This window comes from Dactylosporangium siamense (assembly GCF_016862795.1).
In the GTDB taxonomy this organism is placed as follows: domain Bacteria; phylum Actinomycetota; class Actinomycetes; order Mycobacteriales; family Micromonosporaceae; genus Dactylosporangium; species Dactylosporangium siamense.
The window spans coordinates 26885-46798 of the sequence record NZ_BONQ01000003.1; the positions used below are offsets into that span (position 1 = coordinate 26885).

Genomic DNA, 19914 nt, shown 5'->3' on the forward strand with positions numbered 1-19914 from the left:
CCGCAGCTTCTCTTCGCGCCGGCGGTTGGACTCGGCGTGTTGTGCGGCGAAGTGGGCGGTCCAGTCGAAGTCCTCGGCTGGGCTGGAGTCTGGTGCGTCCAACGAAAAGTACGGTCGTGGCACGGGCTGCCTCCCCCCGGTAGGCCGCTGCCCTCCAGTTTCGAGGTCGCACAGCGTGGTGTCCAGTCGGGCGGGGGGCCAAAGACGGCACGGGAAAAGTTGTTATCGGCGCAGGTGGAAAACGTCGGGGGTGTCTGCGGGAATCTTAAAGTTCGTCTAATCCTATCCGCAGGTTCGGGCGCTTACCGTCGATGCGTGACCACCGCCCGGACGGTTGCGGGACCGCCACCCGTCACCATGTTGCCGCTTGCCCTTGGGGGCTGCGGCGGGGGCGTCGTGTCCACGGGTTCCCCTGGGGGTCAACCGCCCCATGGGGACCGCACCGCGGCTGTGTCCAGCGCCGCGGCGCCGTCGGCCGGGGCCGCCACCCCGACCGCGGCGGAGCGGGGCCGGGAAGGTGGGGCACGGTGACCGACGACAAGCCGGCCACGGCCGACCCGGTCACGGCCGACGTGGAAGCCGCGGAGGAGACGACCGCGACCGCCGGAACACCGCAAGCCGCAACACCAGAGCCCGCAACACCAGAGCCCACAACACCAACGCCCGCAACACCAACGCCCGCAACAGCGGAAGCCGTAACACCAGAAACTGCCGACGACAGCGTGAAGACGGTCGCGAAGCCGAGGCGCAACGTCAAGCAGCGGACCGAACCCGTGACGGTGGTCCAGCAGGAGAGCAGCACCGACGAGGGCGGCGGCCGGGATGTCTGGCGGCGGCTGGGAGCGGTCGCGGTCGTGCTCGTCGCCTCGTTCGCCGTTGTCGTGCTCTGGGCGCGGCCCGCGCACGAGCCCGCGCCGCCCACCGCCCAGCAACGCAGTGCGGCGCCGCCCGCGGTCACGGTCCTCAACCCGACCGACATCGCCTACCTGCAGCTGATGATCTCGCTGGACACCAGCGCGGCGCAGTTGTTCGAGCTCATCATCGCCAGTGGAGATCCGGCGCTGACGCCGGTCGCGAAAGCCGCCGCCGACGGGCACAAGACGGAGCTGGCGGCGCTGCGCAAGGCGCTGACCGACGGCGGGGCGGTCGAGGACTCCAGTATTCACGCCGGGCACGATCTGCCGGGGATGGTCGTCGACGCCGACATGGCCGCGATCCGGGCGCTGCCCGCGGCGCAGCAGCCGGCGAAGGCCGCCGAGGTGCTCCGCGAGCACCTGACCGGGACCACGGCCCTGTGCGGGTCGGAGGCGAAGAACGGCGCCGACCCCGCGACGAAGGCCACCGCCGAGCAGGTCCTCGAAGCCCACAGCAAGCTGCTGGCGCAGATGTAACTTTCGCCGGATACATCCACTCCCACCTGCGCAAACCCACCACCCGGACGGACCGTCATGGCCCGGTGCACGAGCGCGCTCCTAGCGTCGACCAAACGACTGGGTCGACCAAGCGACTGGGTCGACCAAGACGACAGGGTCGACCAAAAGGAACAGGGAGGGTGCAGGTGAGAAGACTCTGGGCCGCCGTCGCGGCCAGCAGCATGGCCGTCGTCGGCGCGGTTGCCGTGATCGGGCTCAACAGCACGGCGGAGGCGGCCGTCGGCGGCACCGGGACCGGCTACCTGAGCACCCGCGGCAACCAGATCATCGACGCCGGTGGCAACCCGGTGCGGCTGACCGGGCTCAACTGGTTCGGCATGGAGACCGACAACAAGACGTTCCACGGGTTGTGGGCCCGGCCGTGGCGCGACCACATCGACCAGATGGCCAGCCTCGGCTACAACACGCTGCGGGTGCCGTTCTCCGAGGACGCGCTCAAGCCCGGCGCGACCGCCAACAGCGTCGACGGCTACACCAACCCGGACCTGCAGGGCCTGACGCCGCTGCAGATCCTTGACAAGGTCGTCGCGTACGCCGGCACGAAGGGCATGCGCATCCTGCTGGACCGGCACCGGCCGACCAGTGCCGGGCAGAGCGCGCTCTGGTACGTGTCCGCCACGCCCGAGGCGACCTGGATCAGCAACTGGCGGTCGCTCGCCCAGCACTACGCGAACAACCCGACCGTCGTCGGCGCGGACCTGCACAACGAGCCGCACGCCGACGGTACCGATCCCAACGGCACCGGCTCGTGCTGGGGCTGCGGGGACGTGAACCGGGACTGGCGCCTGGCGGCCGAGCGGGCCGGCAACGCCATCCTCGAGGTGAACCCCAACTGGCTCATCGTGGTCGAGGGGGTCAGCTGCACCAGTGGCGGCAACGCCAACGCCTGGGACAACATCCCGGACGAGCCCTGCGGCTGGTGGGGCGGCAACCTCAGCAAGGCCGGACAGTTCCCGGTGCGCCTGAACAAGCCGAACAAGCTCGTCTACTCCGCGCACGAGTACGGCAACTCCGTGTACCACCAGGCGTGGTTCGACGACCCGGCGTTCCCGAACAACCTCCCGGCGATCTGGGACGGCTTCTGGGGGTACCTGGAGAAGCAGAACATCGCTCCGGTGCTCGTCGGCGAGTTCGGTTCCACGTTGCAGAGCCCGCAGGACGTGCTGTGGCTGAAGAAGCTCATGGAGTACATGGGCACCGGCGTCACCGGCATGGACTTCACCTACTGGTCGTGGAACCCGAACTCCGGTGACACGGGCGGCATCGTCGCCGACGACTGGAAGACGGTCAACCAGCAGAAGCAGTCGATCCTGCAGCCGTACCTGATCCCGCCGGTGGGTCAGACCGGCCCGACCGGATCGACCAGCGCAAGCGCGAGCGCAAGCACCAGCAGCAACCCCGGCACAGTGAGTTGCACCGCGACGGTCCGCATCGACAACGCGTGGCAGGGTGGGTACCAGGCGACCATCACGGTGAAGAACACCGGCTCGACGACCGTCAGCCCGTTCGTCATCACCTGGGGCGTGCCGTCGGGGGTGGTCCTGCAGAGCGGCTGGAACGCGACCGTGGCCCAGTCCGGCACCACGATCACCGCGACCGGGCCGAGCTGGGCGCCGTCGCTCGCACCGGGTGCGTCGGTGTCGATCGGCTTCACCGCCAACGGCCCGTCGACCCCACCGCCGAGCAACATCAAGCTCAACGGCGTGGCCTGTACATAACCGAAACACTGGCCGAAACACAAAGGCCGGAACACAAAAGCCGAAAACGCTAGATGCCGACCCGGGCCCTGATCACCGTGATCAGGGCCCCCTGCACGTCGGCGAGAGACCGGTCCGGTTCGAACACCAGCCAGTCCACCGCCACCACGAGACACACCCCGAACAGCGCCGCCGCCGCCATCCGCACGTCCAGCGCCGCGTCGAAGTGCCCCTCGTCCACGCCGCGCCGCAGCACCTGGGCGATCACGTCGACCGCCTCGCCCCGCAACAGCTGCAGGGTCTGGTGCCACTCGCGGTTGGTGCGCCACATCTCCGACAGCAGCAGTTGCGCGAATGAGCGGTGGCGCTCGATGTACGCCAGCTCCGCCCGGATGAGCGCCAGGACCGCCTCCGGCGGCGCCAAACCGCCCGCGGCGGCCCGGAAGTCGGCGGTGAGCAGCCCGACCCCATGCCGCAGCAGCTCCTCGAACAGCGCGTTCTTCGACGGGAAGTTGTAGTAGACGGTGCCCTTGGCGACGCCGGCGCGCAGGGCGATGTCCTCGACGGTCGTGGCGGAGAACCCGTGCTCGGCGATGAGGTCCATCGCGGCCTCGTACAGCCGCTGCCTGGTGTCGGTGCGTCGCCGGGTCCGGCCGTCTACCACGTACAACCCCCTACATCACCAGATCCGGGTGCAGCTTCGACGGCGTCAGCAGCCGCCCCCGCCACGCGGCCAGGGTCGTCAGCGCGAACGCGAGCGCGGCGAAACCGGCCAGGACCACGGCCCCGGTGACGACCGTACCGCCCGGCCCGCCGTTGACGAGGTGCCGCACCCCTGACACGACGTACGTCATCGGCAGGAACGGGTGGACCGCCTGCAGGACGCCCGGCGTGGTCTCGATCGGGTACGTGCCGCCGGACGACGTGAGCTGCAGCATCAGCACGGCCAGGGCGGCCAGGCGGCCGGCCGCACCGAGCCTGGCGCCGAACCATTGCACGATCGCGGTGAACGCGACCGCGGTGAGGCACAGGAACCCGTACATCGCCAGGGGGTGCGCCGGGTGCAGGCCGAGCGCGAACCGGACGACCAGGAACAGAGCCGTCGCCTGGACCACGCCGACCATGAGGCCGGGCAGCCAGCCGGCCAGGGCCACGCGGTGGGCGGGCGCGCCGGACATCAGGTGCCGGCGGGTCAGCGGGCGCAGCACCATGTAGCTGATCATCGCGCCGACCCACAGGGCGAGGCCGAGGAAGTACGGCGCGAACCCGGCCCCGTACGTGGCGGCGGGGTGTTCGGTGGAGCGGTCCAGGGCGACGGGGTCACCGAGGACGCCGGCGCGTTCGGCCCGGGTGTCGGGGTCGTAGCCGGGGATCTTCGCCGCGCCGTCGGACAGGCCGCGGGCCAGCCGGCTGGCGCCGTCGGACAGCTCGCCGAGGCCGCCGGCGAGCCGGTGCCCGCCGTCGGAGAGGGCGCCGAGGCCGTCGTCGAGCTGCCGGGCGCCGGTGGACAGCCGGAACAACCCGCCGTTCAGCTCGCGGGCGCCGTCAGCCGCGGCGCCGGTGCCGGCGTGCAGCTGGGCGGCGCCGTCGGCGAGCCGGTCGAGGCCGGCGGCGAGCTGGTCGACCTGCGCGCGGGCGGCGGCGACGTCGTCGGCGAGGTGCGGGGCGGCCGCCGCGACCTGCCGGGCGATCTTCGACGCGCGGTCCAGGTCGGCACGGACGGCGGCCAGGTCGCCGGTTTCCAGGCGGTGCTCCACCGAAGCGGCGGCGGCGACGGCGGCGTCCGCAGCCGCGACGGCGGCCTGGTATTCGGCGCCGTCGACGATCTGCGGATACCGCGAACCCAACCGTGAAAGCGCGGCCCGCGTCGCGGTCGCCCGCTGGGTCGCCGTCGTGGCCAGGGCGGGCAGCGCGTCGAGGTGCTCGCGCAGCAGGTCGGCGCCGTCGGCGATGGTGGTCGCCGCGGCCTCGATCAGCGCCGCGTTGTCGCGCAGGACCGGCTCGGCGGTGTCGGCGGCGGCGCCGACCCTGGTCGCCAGGAGCCGCCCGCCGGCGGCGGCCTGCGCGGTGCCGTCGGCGAGCTGCGCGGCGCCCTGGTCGAGCGCGACGAGCCCGTCGTACAGCTGCTGCGAACCTTTCGTGGCCTGGTCGAGGCCGCTCGTCAAGGCGCCGGCACCGCCCGCGGCCTGGTCGAGTCCGCTCACGAGCGAGCCGGCGCCGGCGCCGGCCTGGGTGGCGCCGGCGGCGAGTTGGCCCGCGGCGTCGGCGGCCTGCGCCGTCTGCGACTTGAGGTCGGTGAAGCCGATCAGCATCCGGTCGAAGTAGCCGCCGGCGACGGACGCGGCGGCGCTGGCCCGCACCTCGGTGAAGACGCTGCGGGACAGCTGGCCGGTGAGGTAGTTGGTGGCGTCGTCGTTGACGACGAGGAGCCGCCCGCCGATCGGATCCCGGTCCGGGTCCGGCGGAGTGACGAGCGAGGCGGAGAAGTCCGCCGGGATCTCGAAGACGACCTCGAAACGCCCCTCCGCGAGGCCTTTGCGGGCCGCCTCGGCGGTGGTCTCCTGCCAGCCGAACACGTCGCGGCGCAGCAGCTTGGTGGTGAGGTCGGCGCCGGCGCGCACGGTGCTGCCGTCGGTGGCGGTCGCGGGTCGGTCCGCGTTGACCACGGCCACCGGGATGTGGCGCATGTTGCCGTACGGATCCCAGAACGCCCACAGGTACAGCGCCCCGTACAGCAGCGGGATCAGCGCCAGGACGGCGAGCGCGGCGACGGTGATCGGTGCGCGGGTGAAGCGCCGCAGCTCGAACAGCGCGAGTCTCATCGGTGTCCCTCCAGCGCGAACGTCGGGCCCGTCAGGCACTCGCGGGCGGCGGTGACGACGGCGACCCCGTCGTCCGTGAGCGCACGGAGTGCCTCGTCGAGCCGGGCACGCTCCACCGTGGACAGTCCACTGTCGACATCGTCGACGACGACCGCGGCGGGGCCGGCGATGCGGGCGAGGGTCAGGCCGAGCAGGTGCCGGCCCAGGGCGTCGAGGTCGCGGCCGAGGATCCCGGGGTCCAAGGGCAGGTCGTCGAAGCGGCGCGCGCGCCGGCCCAGCAGGAGGCGCCGCTCCTCGACGTGCTCGGCGACGGTCAGCGCGGGCTCCGGCTCGTGCACTCCGGGCACGTGGCCGAGCGCGACGACGCCCGTGCGCCGGACCGTGCCGGCGCTGGTCCTGAAGCAGCCGGCGAGGGCGAGCAGCAGCGACGTGCGCCCGCTGCCGGCCGGGCCGGTGACGGTGAGCCGCTCCCCCGCCGCGACGTCGAGGTCGACGTCCTGGAACACCCAGCCGCGCCGGGTGCGGGCACCGAGCCCGCGCGCTTCCACAACCGTGGTCACAACAGCCCCCTGACTTGTACTGACCAGTCAGTCTAAAAACATGGGACTGCGATGACGCAAATGGATGTGCCCGAGGTCTCAGACCCGGAAGCCGGCCACCAGGGTCTGCACCTCGTGCGACATGCGGGCCAGCTCGGCCGACGTGCGCTGCGACTCCGCCACGCCCTCGGTCGTGACCTGGGCCGCAGTGGCGACCGCGCCGATGCTGCCGGCGATCTCGCTGACGCCCCCGGCCGCCTCGGCGACCCCGCGGTTCATCTCGGCGGTGGTGGCGGTCTGCTCCTCCACCGCGGAGGCGATGGTCAGCTGGTAGTCGTTGACCTTCGCGATGATCTCGCCGATGTTCCGGATCGCGGTGACGGCCGTGTCCGTGTCGGTCTGGATGCTGGCGACCCGGCGCGAGATGTCCTCGGTCGCCCGCGCGGTCTCCTGCGCCAGGTCCTTGACCTCGGTGGCCACGACCGCGAACCCCTTGCCGGCGTCCCCCGCACGGGCCGCCTCGATCGTCGCGTTGAGCGCCAGGAGGTTGGTCTGCTCGGCGATCGACGTGATCGTCTTGACCACGTTGCCGATCTCCTGCGACGACTCGCCGAGCTTGGACACCGTGGCGTCGGTGGCCTTCGCCGCGGACACCGCCTCGCCGACGACGAGTGCGGCCTCGTTGGCGTTCTGCGAGATCTCCCGGATCGACAGGCTCAACTCCTGCGAGCCCGCCGAGACCGTGTGCACGTTGCGGGCCACCTCGTCGGCGGCGGTCACCACCACGGCGACCTGGCCGCTGGTCTGCGCCGCGCTCCCGGCGATCTGGGTGCTGGCCCCCGACAGCTGCTCGGCCGCCGCGGCGAGCGAGGACGAGGTCAGCCCGAGCGTCTGCACCGCCGTGCGCATGCTCCGCGTCGCGCGGTTCAACGCGCCGGCCATGGTGCCGACCTCGTCCCGGGTGTCGACGTCGAGCCGCCCGGTGAGGTCGCCGTCGGCCATCCTCGTCAGCACCCCGCCGACCAGGCGGATCGGCCCCACGATGCGGCGCACCGTGACCCAGCCGAGCAACGCGGCGACCAGGCAGCCGGAGACCAGGCAGGCGATGATGGCGGCCCGGCTGTTCGAGTACTGACTGGCGTTGTGTCTCGCGGCGGCGGCGGCCTGCTCCGACTCGTGTCCGGCGAGCGCGTCGAGGGCCTTGTCGGCCGCGGCGATCGGAGCGGCGGCGCCGGCGTCGTAGGCCTTCCCGAACGCGGCGTTGTCGCTGTTGACGGCGGCCGGGATCAGCTGGGCGTCACGGACCTTGTGCAGGTTGGCGACCGCCTGCCGCAGCGCGGCGATCAGGGACTGCTGCGTGGCGTCCAGGCCGAGGGCCGCGTAGGCGTCGATGCCCGACTGCAACCGCTGCGCCGCATCGAGCGCGTGCTTGCGCTGCTCCTCGGTCGCCGCCGGACTGCTGGCGATGTTCATCAGGGCCAGCCCGTTGACCTCGTCGCTGAGCGCGCCCTGGGTGGCGTTGAGCATGGTGGTCGACACCAGGTTGTCGGCGTAGATCGAGGTGGCGTTGGCGTTGGCGGTGCTGAGCGCGCTGAGCCCGGCCCAGGCCACGACGCCGCCCGCGAGCAGCCCGACCGCCAGCGCTCCGGTGATCTTCACCCCGATCCGCAGGTCACCGAACCACCGGGCGGGTCCGCCGGCGCGGCGGGGCGTCGTGACTTCGCTGTCAGACGGCATGGGAACCTCATCTGTCGCAGGGCTGCCTGTCCGTTCGGCGCCCGGCACACCCACCTGAGCAAATCAATGTCCGAACCGCCGCACCCGGTGCGCGTCGACCAGGTCGAGCAGCGCCCGGACCGCCGCGCTCGGCCGGCGGGCGGACCCGGTCGCGACCCCGAACGTCCAGCGCAGCCGCGCCCCGCTGACCGCCGGCGTGCGCAGGCCGTCCGCCGACCCGACGGAGAAGCGCGGGAGCAGCGCGACGCCGAGGCCGTTGCGCACATACTGGGCGACGGTGGCGATGTCGGCGACCTCCAGCGCCACCCTGCGCCGCAGCCCGGCGGCGGCGAACCCCCGGTCGACCTCGGTGCGGTTGCCGTAGCCGGGCGGCGAGTCGACGAACGGCTCGTCGGCGAGGTCGGCCAGGCTCACCGTGGCCCGCCCGGCCAGGGGATGCCCGTCCGGCAGCACCGCGACGATCGGCTCGGCGACGAGGACGCGCACCGACAGCCCCGCGGGGGGCCGGCCGGCGAGCGACACGAACGCCACGTCGAGCTCCCCGTCCAGCAGCGACCTGGCCAGGCCCGCCGATCCCGTCGGTGCCGCCCGCAGCCGCAGGTCGACGCCGGGGTGCTCGGCCCGGAACTGGCCGAGCAGGCCCGGCAGGTCGATGAACCCGACCGAGATCAGCGTGCCGATGCGCAACGTGCCCCGCAGCCCGCCGCGGACCTCGTCGACGGCGTCCCGGGCGGCCTGGGCCGCGTCGATGGTGGCCCGGGCCTCGGGCAGCAGCGCCGCACCCGCGTCGGTCAGCGCGACCCGCTGCGAGCTGCGCTCGAACAGCTGCGCGCCCAGCTCGCGCTCCAGGGACCGGATCGCGGCGGACACCCCGGACTGCACGACCCGCAGCCGCTCGGCGGCGCGCGAGAAGTTGCGCTCCTCGGCGACCGCCACGAAATACATGAGATGCCGCAGCTCCATCACGTTTCATGATAGTGCCCAGCACGAACATTCGTCGCCGGTGCTGATGGTTCGCGGGCACAGTGTCCGCATGACCACCCTGCTCGCCCGGCCCACCCCTGCCACCCCGACCGAAACCCGAGCCAGTCGCCACGAGCGGGGGTTCTGGACGATCGCGGTCGCGTTCGCGGTGTCCCTGGCGTTCACCGTCGTGCCGACCCCGCTGTGGGCGATCTACCAGCGCCACGACGGCTACTCCACGATCGCGGTGACGATCGCGTTCGCCGCGTACGCCGTCGGCGTCATCGTCAGCCTCTTCCTCGCCGGGCACCTGTCGGACCGCTGGGGCCGGCGCCGGGTGCTGCTCCCCGCGATCCTGCTCGAGGCGGCCGCGGCGGCACTGTTCCTGACCTCGACGTCGCTCGGCGTGGTGATCGTCGCCCGGGTGCTGTCCGGCCTCGGCGTCGGCATGCTCACCGCGACGGCGACCGCGCACCTGTCGGAGCTGCACGCCGCCGCCCGACCGGCCGCCGGCCGGGCCCGGGCCGACCTGGTGGCGACGGTGGCCAACCTCGGCGGGTTCGCGTTCGGCCCGCTCGTCGCCGGCCTCCTCGCGCAATACGTCACGGCGCCGCTGCGCACGCCGTATGCCGTCTTCCTGGTGCTGCTGCTCGCGGCGGCCGTCGCCGTCGCGCGGGTCCCCGAGACCGTGTCCGTTCCGACGCTGCGGCAGCGGTACCGCCCACAGCGCGTCACCGTGCCGGCGGCCGCCCGGCCCCGCTACTTCGCGGCCGGCGGTGGCGCGTTCGCCGCCCTGTCGGTGCTCGGGCTGTTCACGTCGCTCGCGCCGGCCTTCGTCGCCGGCACGCTGCACCACCCGTCCCGCGCCCTCGCCGGGCTGGTCGCGTCGATGGTGTTCGCCAGCGGCGCCGCCGCGCAGATCGTGCTGCGCCGCCAGCCGGTCCGCCGCCAGGTCGCCGGCGGCCTGGCGCTCATGACCGCCGGACTGCTCACGGTGACCGCCGGCGTGTGGGCGGCGAGCCTGCCGGTGTTCCTGCTCGGCGGCGCGGTCGCGGGTGCCGGCGCGGGCGCGCTGCTCAAGGGTGCCCTGTCCACGGTCGTCGACCTCGCGCCGCCGTCGACCCGCGGCGAGGCCCTGGCCGGGGTGTTCCTGGGCGGATACCTGGGGCTCGCGGTCCCCGTCCTCGGCCTGGGCGTGGCGACGCAGTTCCTGCCGGCGAGGGTGGCGCTGCTCGGCTTCGCCACCGTCATCGTCGTCGTGATCGCCGCCGTCAGCCGCCGGCTGCTGCGCTCGTCGTAGGGGCGGCCGCGGGCAGGGTGGCCAGGCCCGCGGACCTGGACTCGGCGACCTGCCGGGCGAGGACCTTCACTGACGCGCTGGTGCCGTTGGCGAGTTCGGACCGGGCCAGGTTGGCCAGCTGGTCCAGGTGCTCCCGCAGGCAGGCGGTGACCTTGCGGTCGAACTCGGCCGCGCCGCCGGTCGCGCCGATCGCGGCGAGGGTGTCGGCGTCGACCAGGCCCGGCATCCGGTGTCCGGCGTGCGGGTTGCTGTCGTCGAGGCCCGCCTTGGCGCGCAGTGCCTTCAGTTCCTGGATCTCCGTGGTGTACCGGGTCCGAAGCTCCCCCGCGAGCCGCGTCAACGCGGGGTCGGCAGAGCGTTGCGACACCAGGTCGAGCACGGGCAGCAGCTGCTGGTCCATCGGGATCATCAGCTGCACCCAGGCGATGTCGGTGCCACCGAAGTCGGTGCTGACGACGCCGGTCGCGGGTGCGCTCGTGGCTGCCGGATCGCTCGCGCAGGCGGTGACGGTGGCAACGGTCAGCGCTACGGCCACCGCTGTCGTGACGAGCCGCCTGGCGGGGCGGCGGGGTCTGGGTAGCACGGCTGCGGGCTCCTTCCGAGGGCCGGCCGCGGTCCCGCAGTTGCGGCGGTCAGGGCGCCCAGAGCCCGGAGCGACCGCCACAACTGCGGAATCGATGCACGGAACGGTCGCTCTCGCGGTCGTCCCGCCGGCGGCGACCCCAACCCGGTCACCGTCGGTGATGTACAGGTGGAGCGGCCCGGAAATGCCCGGACTGCCGCACCCGGCCGGCACCGTGAGCGCGGTCCGCGGGCCGTGGAGACGGCCTCAGCGTCCCGGCACCCGACGGACGACGTTTCGAGCAGCCCCCGCCTGGACGACCGGCCCGAACCGCCGGTCCTACGGCGTCGGTCAGGTGACCCGACCAACCCCCGTCGATCCGTTCGAATCGTGCGGCCGGCCACCTTCGGCGCTGCTCCCCGCCGGCACCCGACCCGGCTGGAGAGCGCTCTCCGTAAGGGAAGTTTCCCGCTGGCCAGGCCACGTGTCAACACCTGAGCAGCCACTCCTGACCGAATCCTGATCTTTACCGGAACAGACCGCACCGGAAGCGCGCAAGAACGTGGCGGGTTGACGAACCAGGCCCGGACCGGCAGACTCGGGACATCTCGGAGAGCGCTCTCCAAGATGTTGACCAGCCACCACACCCACGCACTCAGCCCGCGTGAGACTGCCGGCGCGCGTCACTGACTCCATGTCGCGGCGCGCGCCGGTTCACCACGACGGCGCTACTCCGGCAGCAGGACCTGGGCCAGGGCGTGCGCGGCGATCGCGGCCATCTCCGGGTTGTCGGCCGAGCCCTCCGCGACGGCCGAGCCGATGCTCAACGCCCACCCCCTCGCCCGCTGCCACGTCGCCTCGTCGAGCGGTGCCAGCTCCGACAGCGCCGCGCGGAACGCCGCCCGGCCCGGGGCGTCGAACACCATCCAGGCCGCGGCGAGGTCGGTGGCCGGGTCGCCGGACGTCAGGTCGCCGAAGTCGATGAGCCCGGCCAGCCCGCCGCCGGCGCCGACGAGGAGGTTGGCCGGATGCGGATCGGCGTGCAGCCACACCGGCGGACCGGTCCACGGCGGCGCCTCGAGGGCGTGCTCCCAGACCTGACGCAACGGCGCCGGGAACCCGTCACCGGCCAGGCGCTCCCGCACGGCCACGGCCCGGCCGGACAGCGGCACCCCGCGGAACGCGTTCGCCGGGGCGTCCGGTGGCGCCGGCACGTGCAGCGCGGCGAAGCAACGGGCCAGGTCGGCGGCGAAGGCGATCCGTGCCGCGACCGGCACCGCCGAGGCGGGACGTCCGGGCAGCCACGGGTTGATGCTCCACGGCCACGGGTACTCCCCCGCCGGCCCGCCCACCGCGGCCGGGACCGGCACCGGGACCGGCAGCAGGGGCGCGAGGTGCGGCAGCCAGCGTTGCTCGTTGACCAGGAGCGGCACCGCGACCTCGCGGTGGGGCAGGCGCACGGACCACGAGGAGCCGAGCCGGTAGACGGTGTTGTCCCAGCCGCTGGCGACCAGTCGCAGCGGGGCGATGAACGACGGGTGCTGGGTCCGCACCAGCGACGCCACGAGTGCGGCGGGAACGGGGGTCATGCGGACTGGCGCACGACGAGCTTGGGGTCGAAGATCACCGACTCGACCCGCAGCGATGGATCGTCGATGCGGGCCAGGACCAGGCGGGCGCTCTCCGCCGCCATGTCCTCGAGAGGATGCCGGACGGTGGTGAGCTGCGGGCGGGCGTCCAGGGCGGCACTGCTGTCGTCGAAGCCGACGACCGCCACGTCGTCGGGGACCCGGAGCTCGCGGCCGCGCAGCGCCATCACGGCCGCCTGCGCCATGACGTCGTTGGCGACGAAGAGCCCGTCGAGCTCCGGCTGCCGCTCCAGCAGCTCGAGCAGCGCGGTCTCCCCCGACTCATACGTGAAGCCGCCCTCCACGGTCGGGAACCAGGCGTGGCCGTGCCGGGCAAGGGCCTGCCGGAAGCCGGTGAGCCGGTCCTGGCTGGCGGGGACGTGCGCCGGACCGGTGATCATGCCGAGGCGGGTGCAGCCGCGGCCGATGAGGTGCTCGGCGGCCAGGACGCCGCCGGCGTCGTTGGCGAGGTCCACGTAGCTGATCGGCACCGGCTGGGCCGGGCGGCCGACGAGGGCCGCGGCGATGCCGGCCTCGTAGAGCTGGTGCGGCAGCGTGTCGTCGGGGTGCAGGGACAGCACGACCGCGCCGTCGGCCTGGCCCTGGCCGAGGTCGCCGACGAGCCGGCCACGGGCGTCGTCGGTGCCGACGATCTGCAGCGCGAGCTGGATACCGCGAGGGCGCAGGACCGACATGACGCCGCCGACGATCCGGCCGAAGAACGGGTCAGCGAAGAAGCGGCGCATGAACGGGTCGTCGTCGTGGCTGACCGCGTCGGAGACGACGAGGGCGACCGTGCCGCTGCGGCGGGTGACCAGCGAGCGGGCGGCGCGGTTGGGCACGTAGCCGGTGGCGTCCACGGCCTGCCACACGATCGCGTGCAGCTTCGGGTCGACGTTGCGAACACCGTTGATGACGCGCGACACCGTCGCCCGGGAGACGCCGGCGGCTTCCGCGACGTCTTCAAGGGTGGGTTTGCGGGCCGAACGTGGATCGCTCATGGCCGGTTTTATAGCACGGAGCATGGAGAGCGCTCTCCACTACATAGCACGAAATTCGCTGAAAAATACAGACGAAAGGGCGGGTGGCGCTCGCCACCCGCCCAAATCGCCGCTCCTACCGGTAGACCCCGAACTCCCACAGCGAGTAGCCGTAGGCCGTGGCCTTCGCCGTGCCGTTCACGCGCACGTACCGGGCGTTGCCGTTGACGTTGATGTCGTCGAAGCCGCCGTTACCGGTGGTCGTCGACCAGATCGTCGCCCAGTTGTTGTTGTCGTCGGACGTCTGGATCTGGTAGCCGGTCGCGTACGCCGCCTCCCAGGCCAGGAAGACCTTGTTGAAGGTCTGCTTGCTGCCCAGGTCCACCGTGATCCAGGCGGTGGCGACCCACTCCGACGCCCAGCGGGTGCCGTAGTTGTTGTCGACCGCGTAGGACGGCAGCTGCGGGCCGTTGGTGCCGGTCGGCTGGTAGGTCGACGCGGTCACGGTCTTGCCCTGGGCGACGTTGGTGCCGGCGATGACCGGCGGGACCACCTTGAAGGACTTGGTCTCGATGCCGACGTTGCCCTGGCCGTCGAAGGCGTAGACGTAGACCTTCCACACGCCGAGCGTCTCCGGAGCGGTCACCGTGAAGGTGGAGCCGTTCTGGGTGAACTTGACGTTGCGGAAGCCGGTGTTGCCGGTGATGTGCTTGTCGCTGATCATCACGTTGTACCGGATGGTGTCGTTGTTCGGGTCGGTCGCGGCGACGTTCACCGTGAACGTGCCACCGGCCGGCACGGCGGTCTGGTTGCCGACCGTCATGCTGGTGATCTCCGGCGCGGTGTTGGCCAGCGGCGTGCCGGTGTAGGCCTGCTTCAGCGCGCCGTACCCGAGGCGACGCCATCCGCCGCCGTAGGTGTTGAGCCAGACGCCGCCGAAGTCGTTCTCCAGGCCGTAGTGGAACTCGGTCGCGCCGAGCGCCACGCCGGGGTGTCCCTTGATGGCGTTCCAGCTGGCCGTGTAGCCCGCCCGCTTCTGCAGGTCGGTCGGCTCGGTCGGCACGCCGTTGACGTCGTTCGGGACCTCCCACTCACCGGACGGGCCGGCCTCGGTGACCACGTACGGCTTGGTGTAACCGCCGGCGATCCAGTCCGGCTTGATGTTGTTGATCGCGCCGTAGGAGTTGACCGCCAGCAGGTCCAGCGCCGGGGCGTTGTTCTTGTAGTAGGGCCACGCACCGGTGTACGCGTCGGTCGAGGTGACCGGGTGGTTCGGGTCGGCGGCGTGGATCGCGACCGCCAGCTCGTTGACGAACTTGGCGTACGCCACCCGGCGGGCCTCGACCGTCGCGGCGTCCAGGCCGTGGTCCTGCATCGTGAGGATGACCTCGTTGCCGACGTCCCACATCAGCACGCCCGGGTTGTTCTTGAGCGCGTTGACCCGGTTCACGACCTCGGTCTTGGTCGCGGTCTTGTACGCGGTGTCGTTGACGTAGTCGGCGCCCTGGTTGAGCCAGTGCCCGACGATCACCTTGATGCCCTGCTGCGCGGCCCGGTTGAGCAGCGTCGGGGTGTTCGCGTCGTCCACGCCCCAGGTGCGGATCGTGTTGACGCCCATGTTCTTCAGGTCGCGCATGTAGCCGTCGGCGGCCGCCTGCGGCGGGCCGTAGGTCAGGCCGCGCACCTCGTAGGGCTGGCCGCCGACCTGCAGCTGCCAGTTGCCCTGCGAGCCGGTGACCTTCACGACGCTCGGGCCGGCCGGCGTGGCCGGGTCGGTCATCGCGGCCGGGGTGGTGCCGGTCTGCTTGGACACCGTGACGGAGTCGACGGACAGGATGCCGCCGGACGTGGTGTCCGGGGTCGGGACGGTGTAGCCGGCGATCGCGTTCGGCCACGCGCCGCCGATCGCGAGGTCGAGGCGCAGGTAGAAGCCGTGCTGGACGGCCGCGTTCCACGCGGTGACGCCGACCTGGCTCTTGCGCACGATCCAGGACTGCTTGCCGTCGAGGTAGAAGCGGATCTCCTCGTCGGTCTTCGTGCGGTCGATGACCTGGGTGTACTCGTGGTAGCCGGTCTGGCAGCCGGTGCAACTGGCCAGGCCCGAGGTGCGGCCGTTGTACTCGCCGCACGGGCCGTCGGGGGCGGTGCCGCAGTGCAGGGTCTGCGACAGCTGGCTGCGGCCGTTGGCGTCGGTCATGATGTCGGTCTCGCCGACACCCGGCCAGTTGGTGTAGTTGCCGCGGTAGGCGGCGCCGGTGGCCCGGAAGCCCGGCCAGTAGCCGTCGCCGTTGGCGACGTCCGGCTGCTTGAGCACGGCGGTGAACTTGACCTGCTCGCCCGCGGCGGCCTGGAAGTCGGTCCGCTGGGTCTCGATCCGGCCCGACGTCCACGCGCCGGCGCCGTCACGGACGGCCTTGATGTTGAGCTTGCCGGCGCCGTCGAGGTAGACGTTGGCGGTCGACGCGCTGGCCGTCTCGACCGAGCCGGTGCCCCAGTTCGCGGCGCCGCCCGGGTACTGGGTGCCGGTCCGCAGCAGCCAGTTGGCCGCGTTCGGCGACGTGTTGGCCGCGCCGTCGAAGGTGTCGGTCCAGACCTGCGTCCAGTTCGGGTCCTGCGACGGCGGGGTGCTCGGCGACGGGCTGGTGCTGGTCGGCGGGGTGGTCGTGGTGCCGCCGCCGCCGAGGGCGATCTTGAACTCCCACAGCGAGTAGCCGTAGCCGCCGGGGCGGGCGGTGCCGTACATCCGCACGTAGCGGCCGGCGCCCGTCACCGGGATGGTCTGGGTGCCGCCGGTGCCGGTGCTGGTCGAGTAGACGTCCGTCCAGCTGGTGGCGTTGTCGGAGACCTGGATCTGGAAGGCCTTGCCGTAGGCACCCTCCCACTGCAGGACGACCTGGCAGATGTTCTGCTTCGAGCCGAGGTCCACCTGCAGCCACTGCGGGTCGCTGAACTGGCTGCCCCAGCGCGTGCCGGCGTTCCCGTCGACGGCGTTGGCGGCGACGACGTCAGCGCCCTCGACGCTCGAGGCGGTGGCGGTCTTGCCCTGTGCGGCGTTGGTACCGGTGTTACAGGTCCCCGGGTTGGTGGTGCCGTCCAGGGAGCCGTACACCTTGAACTCGTACAGCGAGTAGCCGTAGCCGGTGCCGCGCTCGGTGCCACTCAGGCGCACGTAGCGGCCGGAGCCGGAGACGTTGAGCGTCTGCGTGCCGCCGGTGCCGGTCGTGGTGGTGTAGACGTCGGTCCAGGTGCTGTCGTTGCTCGACGTCTGGATCTTGAAGGACTTGCCGTAGGCGCCCTCCCACTGCAGCACGACCTGGCTGATGGTGGCGGGACCACCCAGGTCGATGCGGATCCACTGCGGGTCGCTCCACTGGCTGCTCCAGCGGGTGCCAGCGTTGCCGTCGTTGACGAAGCTGGCGGCCACGTCGGGCGCCTGGTCCGACGACGACGTGACGGGTTTGCCCTGCGAGATCAGGCTGTCCGCGGCGCGCGCGAAGGGCGCGACCACGACAGCGACGGCGGCGACGACGGCGACGACCAGGGCGATGCGCCATCGCGAACTGAGCAGTCTCCGCCAGGCGGGGGCGGAAGCGTGTGCCGGTTGCACGTGAGCTCCTTGCTGAGGGGTGAGGAGGCGCGGCGGGCGGGTTTTGGAGAGCGCTCTCCGATAGGTCGCAGTGTTGCCCCGTGGTTTCCCACGTGTCAAGAGTCCTGGATTTCTTTGGTGGCAATTTGTCCGGTACGCGGTGAAGCGCGCGCTCCCATGCCTTGACACTCGGACACGCGACGTCGCAGTCTGGTGACACGGCTTGGAGAGCGCTCTCCAAGCCACCTATCTGTTGACGTACGGGGAAGTGGTGGTGGGTGTGAGCACGACAGCGGTGCAGACCGCGAAGGGCGTCCTGACGTTTCCCTCGGGCTTCTGGTGGGGCGCGGCGACCGCCGCCTACCAGATCGAGGGCTCCGTGGACGTCGACGGCCGCACCCCGTCGATCTGGGACACCTTCGCCGCCCAGCCGGGCCGCATCGACAACGGCGACACCGGCGCCCACACCACCGGGCATTACCAGCGCTACCGCGACGACGTCGCGCTCATGAAGGACCTCGGGCTGTCGGCGTACCGGTTCTCGATCGCGTGGCCGCGGATCCGGCCGGCCGGCGGATCCGGGGTCAACGAGGCCGGGCTCGACTTCTACGACCGCCTGGTGGACGAGCTCCTCGCCGCCGGGGTGCGGCCCACCGCGACGCTGTATCACTGGGACCTGCCCCAGGAGCTGGAGGACGCCGGCGGCTGGACCAACCGGGACACCGCGCTGCGCTTCGGGGACTACGCGGCGACCGTCGCCGCCCGGCTCGGCGACCGGGTCGCGCTGTGGAACACGCTCAACGAGCCGTGGTGCTCGGCATTCCTCGGATACGGCACCGGCGGGCACGCCCCGGGCCGGCGCGGCCACCTCAACGCCCTCGTCGCGACCCACCACCTGCTGCTCGCCCACGGCCTCGGTGTCGCGGCGCTACGGTCGGCGGGGGTCACCGGGCAGGTGTCGGTGGCGTTGAACGCCGGCGCCGTGCGACCGTTCACCGACGCCCCCGCCGATCTGGACGCGGCGCGGCGCATCGACGGCCTGCTGAACCGCATCTTCTTCGAACCGATCCTGCGCGGCACGTACCCCGCCGACACCGTTGCCGACATTGCCGATATCACGGATATGTCGTATGTGCGGGCGGGCGACCTGGACCTGGTGTCGCAGCCGGTCGACGCCGTGTGCGTGAACTACTACCAGCCCGACCTGGTCAGCGCCGCGACGGACGGCACCCTGGACGAGGGCACCCCGTATCCGACGGCGCAGCACGTCCGCTTCCACCCGACCCCCGGCCCCGTCACGCACATGGGCTGGTCCGTCGACCCGACCGGCCTGCGCGACCTGCTGCTGCGCATCCGCACCGACTACGGCGACCGCCCGATCTACGTCACGGAGAACGGCGCCGCCTACGACGACCGTCCCACCGCCGACGGCGCGATCCACGACCCCGAGCGCATCGAGTACCTGCGCGGCCACCTCGCCGCGGTCCACGAGGCCATCACCGCCGGCGTCGACCTGCGCGGCTACTTCGCCTGGTCGCTGCTCGACAACTTCGAGTGGGCCTTCGGCTTCAGCCGCCGCTTCGGCCTCATCCACGTCGACTACGACACCCTGCGCCGCACCGTGAAGTCCTCCGGGCACTGGCTCGCCGAGGCCATCATCCGCAACGCCATCGACGCCCCCTGACCCCGCAGCCCATGATCCGGAAGAGGTTGTGCACCCTGGAGTGCGCAACCTCTTCCGGATCACGGGCCGTCAGGCGGTGACGTTGCGCCGCACGCTGACGTAGAACGTCTCGATCCGGCGCACGACGTGCATCAGGCTGGTGAAGTCGACGGGCTTGCCGATGTACGTGTCCACCCGCAGCTCATGGCTGCGCAGGAAGTCCTCCTCGGCGACGGAGCTGGTGAGCACCACCACGGGGATGTCATTGAGCGCGGGGTCGGCGTGGATCGCCTCGAGGACCGCGCGACCGTCGACGCCGGGCAGGTTGAGGTCGAGCAGCACGATGTCGGGCCGGGTCGCGCCCGCGTGCGCACCCTCGCGGCGCAGAAACCGCAGCGCGTCGGCGCCGTCGGTGCAGACGGTCAGCCGGTTGGACACCTTGTGCTCGGCGAACGCCTCCCGCGTGATCAGCACGTCACCCGGGTCGTCCTCGACCAGCAGGATCTCGATCGGCACGCCCGGCAGCGCGTCGTCCACGGTGCTCATCGAGCGGCCTCCCCCACTGCACGTCCCGGCCCCACGATAACGCCAGGCGCAAGACCGGCTACCGTCATACCGCTACCCATGAAGTGGAGATTGTCCGATGACGTTCTCGGTCTCGACGTTCCAGGGGCACAGCGTGGTCCGGGCGGACGGCGAACTCGACGTCAGCACCGCGCCGCAGCTGCGCCAGACGATCACCAGCGCGCTCGACGACGCCGGCGACAAGGTGATCGTCGACCTGAGCGCGGTCACGTTCATGGACTCCACCACCCTCGGCGTCCTCATCGGCGCCCACAACCGGGTCCGCGAGAGCGGCGGCTTCCTCGGCCTCGTCTGCCCCGACGACAAGATCCGCAGGGTGTTCCGGATCACCGGTCTGGACAACGTCTTCACCCTGTACGACACCGTCCCCGACGCCGCGACCGCACTGGCCTGAGCGGCGGCGGTGCCCGGTCGCCCCA

The 19914-nt window shown here is 71.9% G+C and carries 15 protein-coding genes; 5 read left to right on the top strand and 10 right to left on the bottom strand.

From position 1 onward, the window contains the following. Nucleotides 1-722 precede the first annotated feature (722 nt). Nucleotides 723-1391 (top strand): DUF305 domain-containing protein, encoded by a 669-nt coding sequence (locus tag Dsi01nite_RS00450; RefSeq protein WP_203843939.1) that lies wholly within the window; start codon nt 723-725, stop codon nt 1389-1391. A 167-nt stretch (nt 1392-1558) separates the two neighbouring features. Further along, nucleotides 1559-3151, top strand: coding sequence for a cellulase family glycosylhydrolase (locus Dsi01nite_RS00455; RefSeq protein WP_308441995.1), 1593 nt, complete (start codon nt 1559-1561; stop codon nt 3149-3151). A gap of 49 nt (nt 3152-3200) precedes the next feature. On the opposite strand, the gene Dsi01nite_RS00460 is transcribed toward Dsi01nite_RS00455, so the two are convergent. The 5 genes from Dsi01nite_RS00460 to Dsi01nite_RS00480 form a co-directional block, all read right to left on the bottom strand. Then, nucleotides 3201-3794, bottom strand: coding sequence for a TetR/AcrR family transcriptional regulator (locus Dsi01nite_RS00460; RefSeq protein WP_239135578.1), 594 nt, complete (start codon nt 3792-3794; stop codon nt 3201-3203). A gap of 10 nt (nt 3795-3804) precedes the next feature. Continuing rightward, a complete protein-coding gene (locus Dsi01nite_RS00465) occupies nt 3805-5952 on the bottom strand; it encodes a YhgE/Pip domain-containing protein (protein ID WP_203843940.1) in 2148 nt (715 codons plus the stop codon). Then, a complete protein-coding gene (locus tag Dsi01nite_RS00470) occupies nt 5949-6512 on the bottom strand; it encodes an ATP-binding cassette domain-containing protein (RefSeq protein ID WP_203843941.1) in 564 nt (187 codons plus the stop codon). Before Dsi01nite_RS00470 ends, Dsi01nite_RS00465 begins: the two co-directional genes overlap by 4 nt. Before the next feature lie 78 nt (nt 6513-6590). Beyond that, nucleotides 6591-8228 (bottom strand): methyl-accepting chemotaxis protein, encoded by a 1638-nt coding sequence (locus tag Dsi01nite_RS00475; protein ID WP_203843942.1) that lies wholly within the window; start codon nt 8226-8228, stop codon nt 6591-6593. 63 nt (nt 8229-8291) lie between these two features. Continuing rightward, entirely contained in the window at nt 8292-9191 is a 900-nt protein-coding gene (locus Dsi01nite_RS00480) for a LysR family transcriptional regulator (protein ID WP_203843943.1), read from the bottom strand. A 70-nt stretch (nt 9192-9261) separates the two neighbouring features. On the opposite strand from Dsi01nite_RS00480, the gene Dsi01nite_RS00485 reads away from it, so the two are divergent. Continuing rightward, nucleotides 9262-10491 (top strand): MFS transporter, encoded by a 1230-nt coding sequence (locus Dsi01nite_RS00485; protein WP_203843944.1) that lies wholly within the window; start codon nt 9262-9264, stop codon nt 10489-10491. On the opposite strand, the gene Dsi01nite_RS00490 is transcribed toward Dsi01nite_RS00485, so the two are convergent. The 4 genes from Dsi01nite_RS00490 to Dsi01nite_RS00505 form a co-directional block, all read right to left on the bottom strand. After that, nucleotides 10463-11074 (bottom strand): DUF305 domain-containing protein, encoded by a 612-nt coding sequence (locus tag Dsi01nite_RS00490; RefSeq protein WP_203843945.1) that lies wholly within the window; start codon nt 11072-11074, stop codon nt 10463-10465. The genes Dsi01nite_RS00485 and Dsi01nite_RS00490 overlap by 29 nt on opposite strands. A 707-nt stretch (nt 11075-11781) precedes the next feature. Beyond that, on the bottom strand, nt 11782-12642 hold the full coding sequence (locus tag Dsi01nite_RS00495) for an aminoglycoside phosphotransferase family protein (protein ID WP_203843946.1): 861 nt from the start codon (nt 12640-12642) through the stop codon (nt 11782-11784). Then, a complete protein-coding gene (locus Dsi01nite_RS00500) occupies nt 12639-13682 on the bottom strand; it encodes a LacI family DNA-binding transcriptional regulator (RefSeq protein WP_203843947.1) in 1044 nt (347 codons plus the stop codon). Before Dsi01nite_RS00500 ends, Dsi01nite_RS00495 begins: the two co-directional genes overlap by 4 nt. Nucleotides 13683-13797: 115 nt before the next feature. Beyond that, entirely contained in the window at nt 13798-17268 is a 3471-nt protein-coding gene (locus tag Dsi01nite_RS00505) for a galactose-binding domain-containing protein (protein WP_239135579.1), read from the bottom strand. A 259-nt stretch (nt 17269-17527) separates the two neighbouring features. Here Dsi01nite_RS00505 and Dsi01nite_RS00510 point away from each other — a divergent pair, with 259 nt between their 5' ends. Beyond that, a complete protein-coding gene (locus Dsi01nite_RS00510; protein ID WP_239135580.1) occupies nt 17528-18931 on the top strand; it encodes a GH1 family beta-glucosidase in 1404 nt (467 codons plus the stop codon). Nucleotides 18932-19000: 69 nt separating this feature from the next. Here Dsi01nite_RS00510 and Dsi01nite_RS00515 read toward each other — a convergent pair whose 3' ends face one another. After that, the gene (locus tag Dsi01nite_RS00515) at nt 19001-19456 is read right to left on the bottom strand and encodes a response regulator (RefSeq protein WP_203843948.1); all 456 of its coding nucleotides are present in this window, start codon (nt 19454-19456) and stop codon (nt 19001-19003) included. A gap of 97 nt (nt 19457-19553) precedes the next feature. Between Dsi01nite_RS00515 and Dsi01nite_RS00520 the strand changes: the two genes are divergently transcribed. Further along, nucleotides 19554-19889, top strand: coding sequence for an STAS domain-containing protein (locus Dsi01nite_RS00520; RefSeq protein WP_203843949.1), 336 nt, complete (start codon nt 19554-19556; stop codon nt 19887-19889). Nucleotides 19890-19914 lie beyond the last annotated feature (25 nt).